Below are 20,591 nucleotides of genomic sequence, written 5' to 3'. Positions count from 1 at the left end.
GATAAGCAATTCACGTGCCACTTGTGGTGGCGTGGATTGCCGGTTAAGCGTCAGTGCGCAAAGCTGCAATCTGGTCAGTGGTCAGTTGAGACAGCTGCGTTGCGCTCAACACAGCCGGTGCGTCTGTGGTACCCACCTGTGCCGATGTGAACAAGGCCGCAATGTCTGCCGTAGCCTTGGTTCCAACCAGATTGTCAAGCTGCGTTGCCGTGATCTTGGCAATTTGAGCGGTGGTCAAAGCTTGTGTCTGCGCTGTGCTCAATGCGTTGATCGCATCGGTTGTCAACGTCGAGATCTGGCTTGCACGCAGGCTTTGCAGATCAGCAGTTTCCAGCGCTTGGATCTGATCAGAGCTCAGACCGTTGATCTGGGTTGCCGTCACTGTGGCCATTTGGGCAGTCGTCAGGGCGGCCAGATCGTCCGTACCCAAGGTGGCAAACTGCGCGGATGTCAACTTGCCGACTTGTGCCGCTGACAATGCCTCCACCTGGCCTGTGCTCAACCCGTCGATGAAGCCGGTGGTCAAGCTGGCCACTTGGTAAACGTCGATGGATGCAATATCACCGGTTTCCAGCGCTGCAATTTGGCTGCTGTCCAATGCACTCAGCTGCGAAGCCAACAAGGCGTCCACTTGTGTGGTGTTCAGGGCCACCAAGGCATCGGTGTTCAGGCTCGCCATTTGCGCTGTGGTCAGCCCCTTGACCTGACTTGCCGTCAAGACTTCAACCTGGCTGGTGCTCAAGGCATTCAGTTGGGTCGTGTTGAGGCCTCCGATTTGCGTTGCCGACAGTGAAGTGATCTTGTCGGTGGCAATGGCCGCCAAATCGGCGGTGTCAAGCGCGTTGAGCTGGTCAGCCGACAAGCCCTTGAGCTGGCTGACAGTCAGCGAACTGACTTGGTCGCTCGTCAAAGCCTGGACAAAGTTGGTGTCCAAGCCGGTGATTTGTGTGCCACTCAAGGCCACCAAATCGGCCGTTTCGATGGCGGCAATCTGGACCGAACTCATGGCATTGAGTTCATCGGCTGCCAATACTCGGATCTGGCTCGAGGTCATGGCGGCCACTTTGGTGTCTGTCAAGCTACTGACCTGGGCTGAGCCCAGTGCGGTGAACTGTGTTGCTGTCAGTGCACCAAACTGGTCAGTGGTCAAAGCATCCAGGAACGCGGTGCTCAGAGTTGAAATCTGCGTCACGCTCAGCTGGTTGATTTGGGTTGTGCTCAAACCTTCCACATCACCCACATCCAGCGCGGTGAGTTGATCTGCGCTCAGTGCTTTCAGCTGGGTGTTGGTCAGGTTGACCACCTGGCTGGAAGTTAGGGACTGGATCACCGCGGTGCTCAAGGCCGACAGATTGGACGCCGAAATGGCCGCCACGTCTTCCGTGCCCAGAGCGGCCACTTGGTCAGCGTTCATCGCATTGAGCTGCGCTGTGCCCATGGCTTTGACTTGTGTGCTGGTCATGGCGCCCACTTGCTCTACGCTCAATGTAGCAATTTGGGCTGTGGTCAAGACCGCAACCTGGTCATCGTCCAGATTGGACACTTGGGCGGTGGTCAAGCTCTGCAGCATGGTGTCAGACAGTTTGCTGACTTGCAATGTGGTCAGTTTGCTGATTTGGCCCGTGGTCAACTGGGCAAAGTCCTCAGGCTCCAGATTGTTCAACTGCGCAGTGCTCAAGGCTTGCAGTTGCGTGTCGGTCAAAGACTGGATCTGGCCCGAGCTCAAAGCCTGCAGCTGGGTGCTGCTCAGCCCGCTGATCTGGCCGGTGGTCAAACTGGTCAAGTCGGCAGTTTGCAAGGCGCTAATCTGGTCTTGCGTCAAGGCATTGAGTTGGTCCGTGCTCAAAGCTTTGACTTGTGTGCTGGTCAAAGCCTGGATCTGACCCGTGCTCAACAATTGCAGGGGGGCAGTGGCCAAGGTACTCACTTGGGCGGTGGTCAAGGCAGAGACGTCTGTGCCAATGGCCGTGATCTGGTCCTCGTTCATGGCAGCAAACTGGGCCGACTGCAGGCTTTGCAGCTGGCTGGTGCCCAATGCGCCCACTTGGTCGGGTGTCAGCACGGCGATCTGGGCGCTGCCCAAAGCAGCCACCTGCGAGGTGGTCATGCCTGCCACTTGCGAGGTGGTCAATGCTTCCAGTGAGGCATTGCTCAACTTGCTAACTTGCAGGGTCGACAGCGAGGCGATCTGGCTGGTGCTCATGGCACTAATGTCGTTGGCGTCCAGAGCGTTGATTTGCGCAGTGCCCAGCACCGGCAATTGGCTGGTGGTCAATGCCTTAACCTGCGCAGAGCTCAAGTCGGTCATCTTGGTATTGCTCAGGCCGGCCAATTGGCTTGTGGTCAAGGCCGCTACATCTGCTGTGTCCAAGGCTTGAATCTGCTCTTCGCTCAAGGCATTCAGCTGCGCGGTGGTCAAGCTGGTGACTTGTGCCGTGCTCAGAGCCTGGATCTGTGCAGTGCTCATCAAGGAGACAGCACCACTGCCCATGGAAGCTACTTGGGCCGTGCTCAAAGCTGCGACCTCGGCAGAAGACATGGCCTGCACCTGGCTTTCGCTCAGGGCGGCGAACTGGCCAGAAGTCAGACCTGCCAGTTGGCTGGTGCCCATGGCAGTGAATTGAGCGTCACTGACCACAGCCAGCTGGCTGGTTGTCAATACAGAGACCTGGTTTGAGGTGAGGGCGGCCACTTGGGCTGTCCCCAGCGCTTCCACATTGGCGTTGCTCAACTTGCTGATCTGGGCAGTGCTCAGAGCTGCAATCTGGTCGGTGCCCATGGCGGTCACATCGGCGGCGTCCAGCGCATTGATCTGGGCGCTGCTGAGGGATTGCAGCTGGTCACTGCTCAGCGCCTTGACTTGCGCAGAGGTGAGTGCAGCCACATTGCTTGTGGACAACTTGGACAACTGTGCTGTTGTCAGTGCGGCAATGTCAACTGTGTCCAGTGCCTGAACGTTAGCGGCACTCAAGGCATTGAGCTGCGCGCTGCTGAGTGTTTGCACTTGGGCGGTACTCAGTGTCTTGACTTGTGCGCTGTCCATGGCCGCCACTTGTGAGGTGGTCAAAGACGCCACTTGGCCGGTGGTCAAGGCCGCCACTTGTGAAGTGGTCAATGCGGCAATTTTGTCGGTTTGGACTTGTGACAACTGGGTGGTTGTTAATGCCTGAATTTGGCTTGTACCCATGGCGGCCACATCGGCTGTGTCCAGTGCATTGAGCTGGGCCGAGCTCAAGGCTTGCAATTGAACCGAGCTCAGTGCGTTGACCTGACTCGATGTCAGTGCGGCGACGCCACTGGTAGAAAGCCCACTGACTTGTGCGCTGGTCAGGGCTGCTACATCCGCCGTTTCGATGGCCTGCACTTGGGCGCTGCTCAGGGCGTTGAGCTGGGTCGTACCTAAGGTACTGACCTGGGCGGTGCCCAGTGCCGCCACTTGCGCGGAGCTCAGCGACTGAATGACGCCGGTGGTTAAGCCGGATATTTGTCCGGTGGTCAGGCTGGCCAGGTCGGCTGTCTGGATGGCCGCAATCTGGGTGCTGGACATCGAGGCGATCTGGTTGGTGCCCAAGGCCTGGATTTGTGCGGTCGTCAAGGCTTCGATCTGGCTCGTGGTCAAGCTGGCAACCTGGCCCGTGGTGAGGCCTGCGATCTGCGAGCTGGACAGGGCCTGTATCTGGCCCGAAGTCAGCGCGGTGATCCGGTCCGTAGACAGGCCGGCCACTTGGCTGGAGGTCAAAGCCTGAATCTGGCTGGTACCCATGACTGCCACGTCGGCTGTATCCAGCGCGTTGAGCTGGGCCGAGCTCAGGGCTTGCAACTGAGAAGAGCCCAGTGCATTGACTTGGACGGAGGTCAGCGCTGCGACAGAGCTGGTGGTCAGACCACTGACTTGTGCGCTGGTCAATGAGGCCACATCGGCTGTTTCGATGGCCTGCACCTGTGTGCTGCTCAGCGCGTTCAGCTGGGTGTTGGTCAGGGCGCTGAACTGGGCTGTGCTTAAGCCTGCCACTTGAGAGGTGGTCAGTGACTGGATCACGTTGGTGGTCAAACCGGTGATTTGTCCAGTGGTCAGGCTTGCCAGGTCGGCGGTCTGGATGGCCGAAATCTGGCTGCTCGACATAGCGGCAATCTGGCTGCTGCCCAGAGCCTGGATTTGCGAGGTCGTCAAGGCCTCGACCTGGCTGGTGGTCAAGCTAGCGACTTGGCCCGTGGTGAGGCCAGCTACCTGCGTGCTGGTCAGCGCCTGGATCTGACCCGAAGTCAGGGCGGTGACCCGGTCAGTAGACAGGCTGGCCACTTGGCTGGAACTCAGGGCCTGGATTTGGCTGGTGCCCATGGCGGCCACGTCGGCGGTGTCCAGTGCATTGAGCTGCGCAGTGGTCAGGGCTTTGATCTGAGTCGAATCCAAAGCTTTCACTTGGCCGGAGGTGAGGGCCGCCACATTGCCCGTACTCAGGGTGCTGATAATGCGGGCGTCGAGTGCCGCGATGTCCGCGGACTCGAGTGATACCAATTGTGTGGTCGACAAGGCATTGAGCTGGTCGGCATTGAGAGAGCCGATCTGAGTGGTGGTCAAAGCTGCCAGCGAGGCTGTGCTCAAACCCGCCATCTGCCCCGTGGTCAAAGCCCGGATTTGGGTATTGGTCAAGGATTGCGCTTGACCTGTAGTCAAAGCAGCCAACTTGTCGGTTGACAAGCTGCCAATCTGGCCGCCGCTCAAGCCAGCAATGGCAGTGGAACTGATCTTGCTGATTTGGTCGGTGCTCAGCGCTCCAAGTTGCTCCACCTTGAGGCCAGATACTTGCTCTGAGTTGAGCGTGGCGATGGCATCGGTCTTCAGGCTAGAAACCTGCGCGGTTGTCAAGCTGCCAAGCTGCGAGTCTGATAAAGCGCGAACTTGAGTGGTGGTCAGTACATTGAGCTGAGTCGTGGTCATGCCTTGCAGCTGGTCGGAGCGCAGACCGGCCACCTGGGCGGTGCCCATAACCGCGAGGTCGGCGGTGTCCAGGGCATTGATTTGGTCGGCTGTCAGCGAGCGCAGCGCGGTCACGTTGATGGCTCTTACTTGATCACTGGACAGGGACTTCACGCTGTCGGTGGACAAACGCGAGATGTGTGCACCACTGAGGGCGTTGACTTGGGCTGTGTTTAAGCGGCTCAGTTGTGTGGTGCTGAGGCCACCCACTTGATCGGCCTTGAGTGCCGCCACCTGGCTTGTAGTCAGTTTTTCAATGTCAGCTTGCTTCATGGCATTGAGCTGATCGGTGGTCAGTGCTTTGATTTGGGTGGCACTGAGCTGTGTCACCTGGCTTGTCGTCAAAGCCTGGATGGCGGCAGTTTTCAGTCCGGCCACGGTATCGGCGTTCAGAGCAACAAGATCTTCGGTGGTCAACGATGCGATCGAACTGCGGGCATTGAGCTGGTCTGCTGTGATCGAGCTGAACTGGCTGGTTGTCAGGCTGTTCAGGTCATCACTTCCGAGAGCTGCAAACTGCGCTGTGGTTATGGCCGCCACTTGAGAGCCGGTGAGCGAGCGCAGTTGGGCTGTGTCCAGGCCGTCGAGTTGGGCGGTGGTCAAGCCACTGATCTGGCTGGCTTTGAGGCCGCTGAGTTGGGTGGTGTTGAGTTCGGTGACATCGTCACCCATGGCCACCAGTTGAGCTGTGCTCAGCGATTGGAGCTGCTGGTTGCCTAGAGCTTTGACCTGGTCGCTGCTCAGGGCGCCCACATTGGCCGTGGACAATTTGCTCAGGGCCGAGGCGTTGAGCGCGGCCACATCGGCGGTGTCCATGCTGCCGATTTGCGCTGTCGTCAAGCCGTTGAGTTGGGTCGCCGTCAAACCAGCGGCTTGGCCTGTGGTCAGTGCCTTGACGAGATCCGTCGACAGGCTGGCCATTTGAGTGGTGGACAAGCCCCCCACCTGAATGGCCGACAGCGAGGCAAACTGGGTGGTGGTTAGGCTGTTGAGCTGGGTGGTCGACAGAGATTTAATCTGGCTGGCCGACAAAGCTGCGATTTGTGATGTGCCTAACTTGACCAGGTCGTCCGTTGCCAAGCCATTGAGCTGGCTGCTGCTCATCGACTGGATTTGCTTGTTGGTTAGGTGGCTGACCTGCCCGGTGGTCAGAGCCTGGAGAGTCGCGGTCGACAGTTTGGAGAATGCGCCTTCGTTGATAGAAGAAACGGCAGTCGAGGTCAGTCCTGCTACTTGGACAGAAGTGAGTGCATTGAGCTGGGTGGCCGAGAAAGCCTTGAATTGATCGCCACTCAGTGCCGCCAAATTGGCAGTCGTCAGCGAGCCCATTTGCGCCGTGGTCAGGCCGCCTAATTGTTTGGCATTAATGCTTTGCAGTTGGCTGGTGGTCAGGTTGTTGAGCTGGGCAGTGGTGATTTGTCCCAGTTGGTCGGCACGCAAATTACCCAGCTGTGCTGAGCTCATTTTGGCCAAATCACCCGTTTCCAAAGCCTGCAGCTGCACGCTGGTCATGCCAGCCAATTGTGTCTTGTCCAGTGCCTTAACCTGGTCCGAGGTGAGGGCCTGCACAAAAGTAGTGGACAGTTTGCTAGCCGCGGCACCCGAAATCGCGGCAATGTCTGCGGTCTGGATGGCGCCAATGTTGGCGGTGCTGATCGCATTGAGCTGCTCCGCGCTCATTTGCTTAACCTGGGTGGTGGTTAGCGAAGCGAGTTTGCCGGTGGACAAAGAAGCCACTTGGGCCGTGGTCATGCCACTAACCTGTCGCGCATCCAAAGCACTGAATTGGGCGGTGGTCATCGCATCGAGCTGACCGGTGCTGAGCCCAGCTACCTGGTCAGCTGTGAGCTGCACCAATTGGCTGGTGCTCATATTGGCCAGATCAACGGTGTCCAAAGCATTGAGCTGGGTCGCACTGAGGCTGCGCAACTGGCTGGCATTGAGTGATGCCACTTGTGTTGAACTCAAGCCCTTGACCGAGGCGGTCGAAAGGCCTGATGTTGTTGTGCCGGCAAGGGCTGCGATATCAGCGGTTTGGATGCTTGCAATCTGGGTGCTGCTCAGGGCGTTGACTTGGGTGGCACTCAGCGTTTTGGCCTGCGCGGTGGTCAAAGCAGACAGTTGGTCAGTGCTCAGCACCGACATTTGTGAGGTGGTCAAGCCGCGAACTTGGGCGGCTTCCAATGCCTGGATCTGCTGGGTGCCGAGGGCCTTGACCTGGTCGGTGGTGAGTTGACCGATTTGGTCTTGCTTGAATTGTGTAATTTGGCCGGTGCTGAGCGCAGCGATGTCGACCGTGTCGATGGCCTTGATTTGGTCTGCGCTCAAGCCTTTGAGCTGCTGAGCGGTCAGGTTTTGCACCTGGACCGAGCTGAGGGCCTTGATCTGGGTCGTGCCCAGGGCCCCCATGGTGGTGCCCTTGATGGCGACCAAATCGGCTGATTCGAGTGACTGCACCTGAGTGCTGCTCAAACCATTGAGTTGTGCGGCTATCAACCCCTGGAACTGCCCAGTGGTCAGCGATTGAAGGTTGCTGGTGGACAAACTGCCCAGTTGGCTGCTGGTCAGACCTTTGAGCTGGGCATTGCTCAAGCTCTGAATTTGACTGCTGCTCATGGCATTGAGCTGTGTGCTGCTCAAGCCCCCAATTTGCTCTGCTTTGAGGCCTTGCAATTGACCGCTGCTCAGTGACGCTACCACTGTGGTGGACAAGGCGTTGAGCTGGTTCGCCGACAAAGTGCCCATGTCGCGTGCGTCCAGCGCTGCAGCATGATCGGTCGTGAAGGCCGCCAGTTGCGCGGTGGTCAGATTAGCCAACTGGCTGCCGGTGATGGCTTGCAGTTTGTTTTTGTCGTAAGTCAGCAAGCCATCCCTGAAATTAGAGGGATCAAAGGCGCTGATTTGTTTGCCGGTCAGCTGAACAAAATCGGCCGTTTCGATGGCGCCAATTTGAGCGCTTGACATCTGGCTGATCTGGCTGGTGGTGAGTTCCCTGATCTGGCTGGCCGAAAGCGCAGCGACATCGGCCGTTGCAAATGTCGGAATATCGATCTGACGGATCTGGCTGGCCGAATATGAGCTGATGGATGAGACCATGGGAACCCCTTTAAATAGTTGGCATGCACTGTCACAAAGTGACCGGCTTTACAAAAATCTTGGCGAAAACATCTCGCCTAACTTGTGCTTATCTGTCGTATCGACAGCAGCTTTGCAAACTTGAGGGGTTGCGGAAAAACTTGTTCTCCAGCCCCTTGGGTATCGGCAAAACCGCTGCAAACTGAACCCGGCGGCGGCAGTTTTTTGCCGCCAGACAGGCTCAGATCGTCGAAAAAATGACGCTTTTCTTCAAACTGAATACTCAGCAATTCATTTAGCTGGCATTCAACTTGCATGATCTGTGCCATGTTTGATTGGCCTGATGGCCATGGAAGGAAACCGCATGAATGCGCCACTGCCTATGAATTTGATCCCGACTAACATTGCAGCCATGGACACTGAACTGGACATCGTGGCCTTGGCGCGCAGCGGGGGCATGGCACTGGCTGCCATGGTGAGTCATGCCGAACAACTGCAACGCGATGGGCATGCCCAAGCTGCATCCAACTTGTATGCCTTGTGGTTGGCCCACCATGAGGACCCCAGAAAACACCTGGTGTGGTTCAACCATGGGTCTTTGCTTCAGCAACTAGGCCAATCAGCTCAGGCCCAACAGGCCTACGAGCAAGCCTTGGCGCTGTCGCCCGACTTTGCGCAGGCCCGTATCAACCTGGGGCTGGTGCTGGAAAAACAAGGGCATACGGCCCAAGCCATTGCCGCATGGGCCCACCTGACTGGTCAGCGTTATGCCAAAGATCCGGTAGACACCGACATGCTGACCGCAGCGCTGAACCACATCGGGCGCGTGCACGAGAACAACCGTGATTACCGTCAGGCGCTAGAAGCACTGGAGCACAGCCTGTTGATCAACCCCAAGCAGGCGGGAGTGATTCAGCATTGGGTTCACATTCGCCAAAAAGCCTGTGAATGGCCGGTTTACAAACCGTTGCCTGGCATCAGCAAGAACGAGATGATCATGGCCACATCACCCCTGGCCATGCTGGCGCTGACGGACGACCCGCTGCTGCAACTGCTGAGTGCCCATGCTTTTGTAGCCCGCACTTATGGCTTGAAAGAAGAGCGACTGTGCAAGGTCAAGCAATACCACCACCCCAAAAAACGCATTGGTTTTGCCTCGGGCGATTTGCGCGAGCATGCAGTGGGCTTTTTGTTGCCCACCATGCTGCAGGGGATAGATCGCGAACTGTATGAAGTGTATGCCTATGACTTCACGATGGACGATGGCAGTGAACACCGCAAAAAATTGCTGGGCATGTTTGACCACGTGCGACTTGTGCACACTTTGACCGACAGGCAGGCTGCGGAACGCATTCTGGAAGACGAGATCGATGTGATGGTGGACCTGCATGGCTTGAGTGCAGGAGCACGTCCGGGCATTTTTGCATTGCACCCTGCACCCAGGCAGGGGACCTACTTAGGGTTTATCGGCTCGACCGGCATGCCCTGGTTTGATTTTGTGATCACCGATCGGCATGCCTTGCCGCCTGAGTACACAGAGTACTTCATGGAGAAGCCGCTGTACGTGGAAGGCAGTTTCATTCCATTGACACCGCCCGATGAGAAGCTGCCAGTGGTGACCCGCGCCGATGTGGGTTTGCCAGAGGATGCCTTTGTGATGGGGGCTTTTGGCAATGTATACAAGATCACACCAGAAATGTTTGGGGTGTGGATGAAGTTACTCAAGGAAATCCCGGATTCAGTCCTGTGGTTGATTGATGACAATCCGACAACGACTGAGAATTTGAAAAATCATGCTCGTTTGGCCAATGTTGATTTATCAAAAATCAAGTTCACGGCAAGAACTGGACACAGTGAATTTAATGCACGGTTAAAATTATGCGATGTATTTTTGGATACATTTCCATACAATTGTGGCTCTACATCAAATGATGTCATTAGAGCCAAAATACCTTTGGCAACACAATATGGTCGAACGATGGTGTCGCGCATGGGTTTAAGTATATCGAAATCTTGTGGTTCTAATAATTTGATATCTGTAAACGCCGATGAGTATTTCGAAAAAATAGTAAATTTCAAAATAAATAAAATAGGAAAATTTAACTATTCTAAGCCGGCTGCCGGATTCAAATTGTCATTTTAATGGAGTTTATTATGAATGAAGATAAAAAAGTTACTGTCATTATTAACAACAGGGATTTGTTGGATTGGCCCAGAAAAATGGTGGAGCGTTTAGAGGGTATGCTCGGTGTCTATGAAATAATTTTATTGGATAATGGTAGTACCTATAAGCCACTTTTAAATTGGTATAAAAATATAAAACATAAAGTTATTTTTTTGGATAATCTTGGTCATAGGGCTCCATGGATCTCGGGAGTCATTGATAAAATTGAGACTGATTATTATGTTATTTCAGATCCTGATTTGGATTTGAGTGGCGTCCCTGATGATGCAATTTTTGGTTTGATTAAAATATTGGACTCCAATCCAGAATTGGGTAAGGTTGGTTTAGGGCTAGAGACGGAGGGAATTCCAGAGGATTCACCCTATTATCAACATGTTTTAAATTATGAAAAATTTGTACAGGATAAAAATACTGATCATCAAGGTCTAATCAGCATGCCAGTAGATACTACTTTTGCGGTTTACGATCGCAGAGTTTTGAATGAATACAAAATATGTGGTGTCAGAACAGCTAAGCCATATCTGGCAAAGCATGAGCCGTGGTACATTGTGCATCCTTCCGGCGATTTTGCTTATTATTTAGATCACGCTGAGGGTGATAGCTCCAGCTATCGTGGTTTTGTCAAGTATGTTGTTAGTGATTCTGTTCGTGGTTTATATGAGGCATATAAATTATCTACTAATAATAAGGTGAGTACCAAATGGGATAGTTATTTGGATGTTTATGAGGAGTTGCTTTTTAATTTTAAGAGAAAATCAATAAATCTTTTAGAGATAGGTGTGCAAAATGGTGGTTCATTAGAAATATGGTCTCAATACTTCAAAAATGCCGAAAAAATAATTGGCTGTGATATAAATCCTCGATGCCAAGGTTTGAAGTACGAAGATTCACGTGTCGAAGTTCATGTTGGAAACGCGAATGAGTTGAATGTATTTAATTCAATCAGAGGTTCTTCAAGTCATTTTGATGTCATTATCGATGATGGATCTCATACATCTCATGATGTTATATCTAGTTTTATAAATTACTTCCCATTGTTAAATGATGGTGGTGTTTATATAGTTGAGGATATGCATTGTGCATTCTGGGAGAATTATGGTGGTGGTGTACTGAATGAGCGATCAAGCGCGTCTTTTTTCCGCAAGTTATTTGATGCTGTAAATATGGATCATTTTAAAGAGATAGACGCTGGTAGTTTATTTCAGGCTTTTTTTGGTCGAGAGTTCATGAATAATTTCTTGAAGGATAACCAAATATTAAGCGTTTCGGCTTATGATTCTATTTTTGTTGTTAAGAAATCTAGTTCTTCGCGACCTCGTGGATTAGGTAAAGAAGTGATTGTTGGGGATGTCGCTATAGCCGATGATCGTGTCTTGTCTAAGAAGCTTATTAATTAGTCGGTCCTGCAAAATTCATTTCAAGCCAACGCCCAGTTTTATCTGAATTTTGCAAGTGGTACTCATTAACATATATACTCCGCTAAGCAAAACAGTATTTTTTCAGAGGTATTTTATCGGCACCTCTTCAGGGTTGATCGAGTGAACCTCGGCGTGTAGGCTGGTATCTGTTTTGAAGCAAAAATTAATTAATTAAAAGTATCAGAAATGCATCAAATAATTAAAAAATTTGCAAACTTAACGGAATTGAATAATTCGGAGAGTGTTCCGATGGGCGACTCTGCATCTCCAAAAGGAATGATTTTTCATATCTTAGAAAATAATTCAGATTCAGTTCATGTACTGGATATTGGTTTTGGCACAGGAGGGCTTGGGCGTCTTATTAAATCTAATAATGATACATCTCATTTGAGCGTAGATGGAATAGATGGAATGGAAGTTAATTGCCTTAATAAAGATTTGGTTGAAAAAATATTTGACAAAATATATGGTACGGGCTTGCCCAAGAGCTGCCCTTAGAAGTGATAAGAAAATATAAAATAATATGCCTGTTAGATGTAACAGAGCATTTAAATGTGGAGACAGCTAAGTGGCTGCTTAGAACATTGCTGACAAATATGGGGGAGGATGCATTCTTATTTATAAGTACCCCGCTATGGTTTTACCCGTAAAGCCAAATCCAGGATGATGATTTGGAGGAGCATTTGATAGGCGTTCCAGCTCCCCTATGATGGCTTTAATTCCTCTAATGTATGCAGTTAATAATTCATTGGTTGGTGGATTTGTTTACGGTAAGAAAAGCTTAGACTATGTTGAGTTTTTTCAGCCAACTGGGAATAAGAATTTTTCATACGATATGGGTTTGAATGTTATTAAATCATTAATCATGCCAGTGCAAAATGGTGTTGTGTACAAGTTAAATTCTTAAATTTTAAACGTATTAGTATTTTATGTGACTTGAGGATTTTTGTTTTTTATTTGGACTTAATAAATTTCAAAAAAGCATGCTATTAGAGATTTTATATTGTTGTGTCGACTAGGGTAAATTCTGCTGGAGCAACTGATTCAGATATCTAGTGATCTTATTGTATTGTGAAATACTTTAAGAAATGTACGGTTTTCTGTTTGATTAAAAGCAATTTTAAGTGCATCACACTTTATGGCTTCTTCTGGAAATTTATTTAACTTTGAGCCAGAATAAGCAAACAAGAACGGACTATGAGCATGTGATCGCCATTCACTCTCACATGAAAGAATTAAGCTTGCGATTCGTTCGAGCAAAAAAACCTTTCTTTGAATGCCATTTTTGTAATTAGTTTGATGTAGCCAGCCGTGGATTTGTGCGATAGTTGGGAAATTTTCACAGGCATTAAATAAAATTTCACACAGGCTCATCCACCGTCGTAAAAATCTTGGTTTTGCAATAAAATAATTGCTAAAAATTATATTTGTCGAATCCATGACAATCTGTGAAATGTCATAATCTAACTCTGAAAATTTGCAAAAAGCTTGTGATGATTCTTTGAAGCCAGGGTCAAATAACTCATTTTGTTCGAAGATATTCAAAAAGAAGGCGCCCATGTCTGGTTGTGGGCTAAACAAAATAACGTCAGTATCTGAATCTTGTTTTGAGACGTAATCCACCACTTGTTCGGCATTCAAGCCTGTCTTTTCTTGAAATCTTGGTGAAAAAAAGCCGTAGTAATCATCTTCGATCAAATTTTCATTCAAAAGAAATTTTCTAATAGGCCAATATTCTTGCCAATCCGGACGAGGGTTGTCACGGTTATCAAGTGGTGTGAACGGTGCTTGAACATTGTCATATATTTCAGCCGTGTAGCTGATGACAAAACCATGTACTTGGCTTTTGTTGATGTTAGGCATTGGGTGCTCTTTAGAGGTTGATCCTAGACGACTAAACTTTCTCATTCAGTTCCGGAGCCAACCAGTCGAAATTCAAGAGATGGCAGAAAATTGTCATCCCTTGAACTTAAGCACAAAACGCACCAGTCATGCTGGCGAATGTTTTTGTATCGTTTTATCGCAGCAACTGCAAAACAGAAATAGGCGCCTGATTCGCCTGCGACAACATCGCTTTGCCTGCCATTTGCAGAATTTGAGCCTTGGCCAAATCGGCCGTGGCCTTGGCGTAGTCGGCGTCGACAATCTTGCTGCGTGAATCGTCCAGGTTCAACGACACATTGCTCGAGACATCACCTGCGTGCACAAGTCGGTTCATGTTGGCGCCCCATTTCACGCGTGTTTCATCAATGCTGGCCAAACTGCTGTCGATGGCGTCCAGGGCCGACAGGGCATCGCTGCGGCTGCCGATGCCCGCAGTGTTCAATGCCGACAAGCTTCTGAAGTCGGCCAGGTCCACCGAGTGCCCGTCGCCAGATGAAGCGCCAATTTGCAAGTTCACACTGCTCATGCTGCCATCCAACATTTTTTTGCCATTCCACTGGGTGCTGTCGATGGCCGTGTTCAGATGTTCACGCAGTTGCGTGAACTCGTTGTCCAAGGCCGATCGGTCGGATTCGCTGTTCGTGTCGTTGGCGGCTTGCAGGGCAATTTCTCGCATGCGCACCAAGGCCTGAGACATGCTGCCGGCCGCATGGTCTGCAGTTTGCAACATGGACACGCCTTCGTTGGCATTGCGCATAGCGCGTTGCAGGCTGATGGACTCTGCCGTGAGTTTGCTGCCAATGGCCATGCCGGCGGTGTCATCGGCGGCCGTGTTGATGCGGCGGCCCGTGGCCAATTCTTTGGTGGATTTATCCACCAGTTGAGAGGCATTGGTCATGGCGTTCTCCGCCCGCGAGGCGTTGATGTTGGTGGCGATGCTGGACATTTCGCCCCTCCTCGAATGCAGGTGCTTAAAACATATAAGCTGAGCAGCCTGCTTGCCCATAGGGCAGGCAGGCCGTCAACGACAACGCCCCTCAATCAAGCTGACAAGTCAGCGCCATAAGGGGCGATGAGCTGCTTATTGCAGCAAAGACAGCACAGCAGAAGGCTGCTGGTTGGCTTGGGCCAACATGGCGGTAGCGGCTTGCTGGATGATCTGGCTGCGTGCCAGCTCGGTCGTCGCTTGAGCGTAATCGGTGTCCTGAATGCGGCTGCGTGAAGCGGCGGTGTTCAAAGACACGTTGCTCATGTTGTCTGCAGCGTAGTTCAAGCGGTTCATCTTGGAGCCCAAGTCTGAGCGGAAAGAGTCCACGCTGGCGATGGCGGTGTCCACTTTGTCCAAAACTGCTTGCGAGGCTGTATGGCTGCTCAGGTCCAAACCCGAAACGTCCAGACCAGAGGCCGTCATGTCTTGCAGGTTGATTTCAATTGTGGAGTCGGTGTCGTTTTCCATGCCGACTTGCAAGTTTTTGGTCTGGTCGCTGGACAAGACCGACATGCCGTTCCACTTGGTGTTGGTGGCAATGCGTGTGATTTCTTCTTCGAGTTGACCCACTTCGTCGGCAATGGCCGTGCGGTCATCGGCGTCGTAGGTGTCGTTGGCAGCTTGCACAGCCAATTCACGCATGCGTTGCAACATGTTGGTGATTTCTTGTGTCGCGCCTTCAGCGGTTTGCAACATCGAGATGCCGTCGTTGGCGTTGCGAACCGCTTGGTTCAAACCTTTGACTTGCGAAGTCATTTTGTTGCTGATGGCCAGGCCTGCAGCATCGTCGGCTGCAGAGTTGATGCGCTTGCCGGTGGACAACTGCTCCATGGTTTTGGAGAGGTTGCGGCTGTTCACTGCGAGGGCGTTCTGTGCGACCAGTGACTTCACGTTGGTGTTGATAACTGACATAGTCTTACTCCTTGATGGGCTGATTCAACGGTCTGGCAGGAACCAAAAGGGAGTAGGACCTGCCGTGGTACAGAAATTTGAATTTGATCTCTGTTAGCTAGTGATTCGGTGTCTGTGCAAAGAACTTGAGTGCGATGAATAAAAAAACCGCGATCAAGTCGATTGGTTGAGCAGAACGCCCTTGAGGTTCTCTAAGTTGTGAGACACGCGCAGGAAAGTGGCATCCGGGATTTGTCGAACCACTTCTCCGGTGTTGGCGTTCTTCACGGTGATGACCACACGGTCGGTGGTTTCGTCCATGCTGAAGTTCAAGGCGCGGCTGCTTTCTTTCATCATGTCGTTCAGGCGTTGAATGGCCGAGCGCAGGTTTTCACGTTGCTCTTCTTTAGAAACCAGCGGTACGAATTTGGGTTCGGGCGCTGGCTGCTTTTCTTCAGCGGCTGCTGCGTTGGCAGGCAATGCGGCTGCAGTAGCAGCAGCTGCTGCTGCAGGTGCGGGCGCTGGTACTTGGGCGGCTGTGGGGACAGCGGCCTTGGCGGTGTTGATGGCTGAAATGTCGTTGTTCATGGTGTGCCTTTTCCTGTTGCATGTGCGCGAGCACTTTTCCCGGCTTAAGGACCTGATAGAGGTTGTCGTTCTCTGTATCGACACCGGTTGCTTTTACTTGAGGACTATTTTTTGTGGTTTTTACATCAGTGATGCGGACAGTATGGGGGACATCAAAATGTAAAAAACCATTTTTGTCTCAAAAAATTCACAATATCAGCAAGAACGCTTATACTAAAAGCCGGTTTTACACCATGGTTTGTTGCGGCTTGTCCCTGCAGGTCATGTGTGCAATCGTGTTGAACGCGCAAAGCGCATCTCTTTTTTAACAGGTAGACATGTTTTCGTTGTTCAAGGGTGTCGAGTCGCCTGAGGCTCTTAAAAAGAAGGCCAAGCAGACCTTTGACAAGGTGACTGCTTTGACCGCAGACACGTTTGAGGCCAACAGCTTGCGCCGCGGCTTGGCCTTGCTCAGTTGCGCCCATCTGGACAAGACGTTCATTGCCGGTGCCGAGCGCACGGCCGACTGGCAGCAAATGGCGGCATTTGCCGTCGCCAAGGATGCCGAAGCGCCCCCGGTCCCCAAGGCTGACTGCTACCAAAAAGTTCGTTCAGGCAAGTCGGACATCTGGGTTTACTTGCCCACAGAATATGCCGAGCGGGCCTTTTTGTTTGGTGCCAAGTACCAACGCACCGAGCTCAATTCCGAACAGGCCATTGCCTCCATGCAGCAGCTGGCCGACACCATTTGCCGCTCAGAAATTGGCTTGAATTATGAGATCGAGGTGCTCAAATTTTTGCGCCACGAGCTCAGCGCTGTAGAGCGAAACGCCGATGTGCAAGAGGATTTGAGCGGCATGCCCTCTGACTGAGGGGGAGGGACTCACTCCCCGGCTGACTTAACTCAGCCAATCATCCGGGAGCTGGGTTTTCACGCAATAGGCTTTCAGGCCCAACTGGGTGTCGATCCAGATCGCATCGAACATGTCGTGGGCACTGGTTTTCATGCCGGGCAAGCGGTGCAATTGTTCGCGCCTGGGGTTGCGCAATCCCAGCACGCTGTCGATGGCCATGAGCACGGGCAGTGCGTCTGAGTCGTCGGGGCTGTAAACCACGCCAAACTCGCGAGACACGGGGGCGCTGCAGCGGTGCAGCACCTGACCCAAGTCTCGCGCTGCAATCACATGATCTCGCCACATGGCATGGCCCTCGGTCTGGCGATCTTCCGGCGTCAAGCCAATGACCTCATGCACCTGCAGCGCAGGCAGCAGCAGATCCACGTCTTCTACCCGAATGTGAAGGTACTGGGCCATGGCGCTTGAAGGTTCAGGCCGCAACCGGCAGGTGGTGCGGGGTCTGCAGGTTTTCTGCCAGGCGGTACAGCGCAGCAGCGTCCAAGATCAAGACCACACGACCGTCGCCCAAAATGCTGGCCCCACCCACACCGGGCAAGGCGGCCAGACGCGGATGGATGTCTTTGGTAAAGAGCTCTTGGCGACCCACAAACTCTTGTACCGACACGCCCAAGGTGCGTTGCCCGTCGCTCAAGACCACCACATAGCGGTGAGATTGTGTCTCGGCGGGCGGATAGCCCAAGACTTCTTCCAAGCGAACGATGGGCAAGAAGCTGCCGCGCAACAAAATGGCGGTGCGACCCTTGACGGTTTGGTATTCGTCGGCGCTGACCTCGACCAACTCGGCCACGTAACGGCCGGGAATGGCCATGGTTTGGTTGGCGGTGTTGACCAAGAGCACCTCTTGCACAGCCGCAGACAAAGGCATCTGCATGGTGAAGGTGGTGCCGCGACCGACTTCTGAGTCCAGGTGAATGGTGCCGCCCAAGCGCATGACGCTGGTGCGCACCACGTCCATGCCGACGCCACGGCCGGATGTTTCGGTGACCACGTCGGCCGTGCTGAAGGCCGGCCGGAAAATGAAGCCCAGGATGTCTTCCTTGCTCATTTGCAGGCTGTCTTCTTCTTTGGCCAAGCCCCTTTCGACGGCCTTGCGGCGCACGCGCTCGGGGTCGATGCCTTTGCCGTCATCGATCACGCGGATGATGATGCGGCTGCCTTGCTGCTCGGCCTGAATGCGGATGACCGCCTCTTCGGGCTTGCCAGCCTGGCGGCGCTCTTCGGGTTTTTCTACACCATGGTCGGCGCTGTTGCGCACCATGTGGAGCAGGGGGTCGGCCAGCGATTCGACCATGGCCTTGTCGATTTTGACTTCCTGGCCGATGAGCTCGAGGCGGATTTGTTTGCCTTGGGCCAGAGCCAGGTCACGCACCATGCGTGGAAAGCGCTTGAACACCAGCTCAACAGGCACCACGCGCAAGCCCATCACGCTGTCTTGCAGGCGCGAGAGAGCGCCCTGAATCAGGGCTTCGGTTTCCTGCAAGCGGCGCAGCTGGTCGTCCAAGTTTTCTGCCAGTTTCTGCAGGTCACCCAACTGGGTTTGGGCGTCATTGGCTTGACCCTCGTGACGCAGGCGGTGCAGGCTTTCACGCACACGTTGGTCACCAATGATGTGGGCCAGTTGGCCACGCACCAGCACCATCTCGCCGATCTGGTTCATGAACTGATCGAGCATTTCACCCGGCACGCGGATGATGTTGGAGGTGGCATTCGCGGCGGAAGGCGTTGCTGCCTTGGCAGGGGCTGCTGGTTTGGCCACCGCCACCTCAGCCGCCGGGGCAGGGGGCGCAGACGCAGGGCTTGCAGCGGGTGCGGGGGCAACCGGTGCAGCGGCTGGAGCGGCAGCTGGTGCAGCAGCCTGAGCAGGTGCTGGTGAAGCCGCGGGTGCAGGCGCTGCGGCGGGTGCCGGTGCAGTCGGAGCACTGGCTTTTGGCGCTGCAGGTGCAACCGCTGCGGGAGCGGCCGCCTTGGCGGCTTGTGGTTTGTTGTGGTCTTTGCCCAGTTCGCCCAGCAGCAAAACGTGGCCCGAGCCTTGGTCGATGGTTTTGATGTCTTGCTCGATGGCGCTGCGAGGCGACTTCGAGATGAACAACATCTCATACCAGCTCAGGTTGTTTTCGATCAGGGTGCGGTTGGTGATGACACGGCCCTTGTCGTGGATCCACTCCAAAAACGCGGTGGCCACGGTTTCGGACGATTCCAGGTGGGCTTTGATCAGGTAGGCCAAGTGGCCGTCCTGGATCAATTCCATCAGCTCGCGTGTGTTGTCTGAAGACAGCAGTTCCGACAACTCGCTCGGAATGTTCATCGAGGCCACAAACTGGCGCACGGTGTCCACTGGGGTGTCGCCCGCGTCGTCGTGGGCCCACAGGTAGTCACGGATACTTTGGTGCAAGCGCTCGTCGGCCGCTTTCAAGGGGGCCTGCTTGAGCGGAGTGCGGCCTGAGGTGCCCAGCAAGTCACGGATGAACTGCAGCGCATCACGGCACAAGGTGATGACTTCACCGTAAATGCCCATCTGGTTGCGACCCGCACGGGCAAAGGCGTCAACCAAGAGCAAAGGCACATCGGTGCGCGATTGTGGGTACAAAGAAGACAGGTAACCGTGAATGCGCGAAAACCGTTGCGACAGCAGGTTGGCAATCTCTTCGTCCGGGGTGTCGCCGGGATTTTCGAGTTTCTGAAGCAGCTCTTCTACTTGCCCCAGATGCAGCAGCATGTTGTCTTTGAGGGTCCGCGCCAGCACTTTGGCCAGCGACTCGCCACCCAAGTCAACACCCGTGGTTTCGCCCAGTGTTTTCAGGTCGTCCAAAAAGGCGACGATCACGTCGACCATGCGTTCGCCGTCGGCCTGGGTGATTTCTTCGGAAACCGGCAAGGCTTCCATGATTTCTTCGATGCGGGTGTCAAGCCCAGCGTAGCCCAGGCTGTTGGAGCCTTTGAGCATCCAGCTCAGGGGCTTTCGGATGTCATTGGCCACAGCCAGGATTTGCGGGGCATCCTCTTTGGTCGCAATCGAGTTGGCCAGTCGCTCGAGAATCGGCAAGCCGTTGCTGATCAGGCGCAAAAAGACCACTTGGCGGTTGTCTGTGGTGCCGTCGGCGGCCTTGGTGGGTTCGGTTCGAACCGCGTGGGGTGTTGCGGGTGCGGCGGCCGGGGCTGCTGAAGCTTGCGGGGCCGGGCTGCTGGCCACAGCGGCACTTTCTGCGGGTGCGGCGGCTTCAGGGGTCTGTGTGGGGGCAGGCGAGGGTGCTGGTGCCACCTCACTGGCGGGCGCCACGGTCAGGGCCTGGCCCTGGCTGACCATTTTGAATGCGCGTTCCAGTTCTTGCAGCAGGGCCATCGGCTTTTCGCCGTCGGCGCGTTCGGCTACGGCTTTTTCGCACAGCACCTTGATGGCGTCGAGCGAACGCAACAACAAGTCGACCGTGTTTTTGTCGAGCGCGGCTGTGCCCTCGCGCACCATGCCCAGCAAATCTTCGCTGCGGTGGGCAATGGCCTCGAGTGCGCCCAGCTCCATCACACGGCTGAGCCCTTTGAGCGAGTGAAACGCCCGGAACAGACCCGAGACTTCTTCGGCATTGAGGGACTCACTGTCCGCCTTGACAAGCAAGGACTCAATGCTTTCGATGTGCTCTTCGGTCTCTACTGCGTACTGCGCCCAGATGGTTTCCAAAAAATCGTCAGACAC

Annotated in this window: 12 protein-coding genes; 4 read left to right on the top strand and 8 right to left on the bottom strand. The window is 53.6% G+C overall.

From position 1 onward, the window contains the following. Nucleotides 1–43 precede the first annotated feature (43 nt). Together L63ED372_RS08840 and L63ED372_RS08835 are read right to left on the bottom strand one after the other, a co-directional pair. Nucleotides 44–8,074, bottom strand: a complete 8,031-nt coding sequence (locus L63ED372_RS08840) for a beta strand repeat-containing protein (protein WP_062405397.1) — start codon at nucleotides 8,072–8,074, stop codon at nucleotides 44–46. Between the two features lie 77 nt (nucleotides 8,075–8,151). Then, nucleotides 8,152–8,382 carry a hypothetical protein gene (locus L63ED372_RS08835; RefSeq protein WP_062405396.1) on the bottom strand — a complete coding sequence of 77 codons (231 nt, stop codon included), beginning with the start codon at nucleotides 8,380–8,382 and terminating at the stop codon, nucleotides 8,152–8,154. 35 nt (nucleotides 8,383–8,417) lie between these two features. Here L63ED372_RS08835 and L63ED372_RS08830 point away from each other — a divergent pair, with 35 nt between their 5' ends. The 3 genes from L63ED372_RS08830 (at nucleotide 8,418) to L63ED372_RS16380 (ending at nucleotide 12,154) form a co-directional block, all read left to right on the top strand. Beyond that, nucleotides 8,418–10,196, top strand: coding sequence for an O-linked N-acetylglucosamine transferase, SPINDLY family protein (locus tag L63ED372_RS08830; protein ID WP_197275251.1), 1,779 nt, complete (start codon nucleotides 8,418–8,420; stop codon nucleotides 10,194–10,196). A gap of 11 nt (nucleotides 10,197–10,207) precedes the next feature. Beyond that, nucleotides 10,208–11,635: a class I SAM-dependent methyltransferase gene (locus L63ED372_RS16155; RefSeq protein ID WP_197275250.1), complete on the top strand. Its 1,428-nt coding sequence runs from the start codon at nucleotides 10,208–10,210 to the stop codon at nucleotides 11,633–11,635. 270 nt (nucleotides 11,636–11,905) lie between these two features. Beyond that, nucleotides 11,906–12,154, top strand: coding sequence for a hypothetical protein (locus L63ED372_RS16380; protein ID WP_156343588.1), 249 nt, complete (start codon nucleotides 11,906–11,908; stop codon nucleotides 12,152–12,154). A gap of 546 nt (nucleotides 12,155–12,700) precedes the next feature. Here L63ED372_RS16380 and L63ED372_RS16375 read toward each other — a convergent pair. From L63ED372_RS16375 to L63ED372_RS08810, 4 genes are all read right to left on the bottom strand, one after another. Beyond that, nucleotides 12,701–13,519 carry a hypothetical protein gene (locus tag L63ED372_RS16375; protein WP_156343587.1) on the bottom strand — a complete coding sequence of 273 codons (819 nt, stop codon included), beginning with the start codon at nucleotides 13,517–13,519 and terminating at the stop codon, nucleotides 12,701–12,703. Between the two features lie 154 nt (nucleotides 13,520–13,673). After that, nucleotides 13,674–14,486, bottom strand: coding sequence for a flagellin (locus tag L63ED372_RS08820; protein ID WP_062405391.1), 813 nt, complete (start codon nucleotides 14,484–14,486; stop codon nucleotides 13,674–13,676). Nucleotides 14,487–14,621: 135 nt separating this feature from the next. After that, the gene (locus L63ED372_RS08815; protein WP_062405389.1) at nucleotides 14,622–15,440 is read right to left on the bottom strand and encodes a flagellin N-terminal helical domain-containing protein; all 819 of its coding nucleotides are present in this window, start codon (nucleotides 15,438–15,440) and stop codon (nucleotides 14,622–14,624) included. A gap of 153 nt (nucleotides 15,441–15,593) precedes the next feature. Next, nucleotides 15,594–16,007, bottom strand: a complete 414-nt coding sequence (locus L63ED372_RS08810; protein WP_062405387.1) for a flagellar protein FlaG — start codon at nucleotides 16,005–16,007, stop codon at nucleotides 15,594–15,596. Between the two features lie 317 nt (nucleotides 16,008–16,324). On the opposite strand from L63ED372_RS08810, the gene L63ED372_RS08805 reads away from it, so the two are divergent. After that, nucleotides 16,325–16,858, top strand: coding sequence for a hypothetical protein (locus tag L63ED372_RS08805; protein WP_062405385.1), 534 nt, complete (start codon nucleotides 16,325–16,327; stop codon nucleotides 16,856–16,858). Between the two features lie 27 nt (nucleotides 16,859–16,885). On the opposite strand, the gene L63ED372_RS08800 is transcribed toward L63ED372_RS08805, so the two are convergent. Together L63ED372_RS08800 and L63ED372_RS08795 are read right to left on the bottom strand one after the other, a co-directional pair. Beyond that, the gene (locus L63ED372_RS08800) at nucleotides 16,886–17,299 is read right to left on the bottom strand and encodes a chemotaxis protein CheW (protein WP_062405383.1); all 414 of its coding nucleotides are present in this window, start codon (nucleotides 17,297–17,299) and stop codon (nucleotides 16,886–16,888) included. 13 nt (nucleotides 17,300–17,312) lie between these two features. Next, complete coding sequence (locus L63ED372_RS08795; RefSeq protein ID WP_062405381.1) at nucleotides 17,313–20,591, bottom strand: chemotaxis protein CheA; 3,279 nt, start codon at nucleotides 20,589–20,591, stop codon at nucleotides 17,313–17,315.

This window comes from Limnohabitans sp. 63ED37-2, from assembly GCF_001412535.1.
In the GTDB taxonomy this organism is placed as follows: Bacteria; Pseudomonadota; Gammaproteobacteria; order Burkholderiales; family Burkholderiaceae_C; genus Limnohabitans_A.
This window is presented reverse-complemented; position numbering and strand designations above follow the sequence as displayed.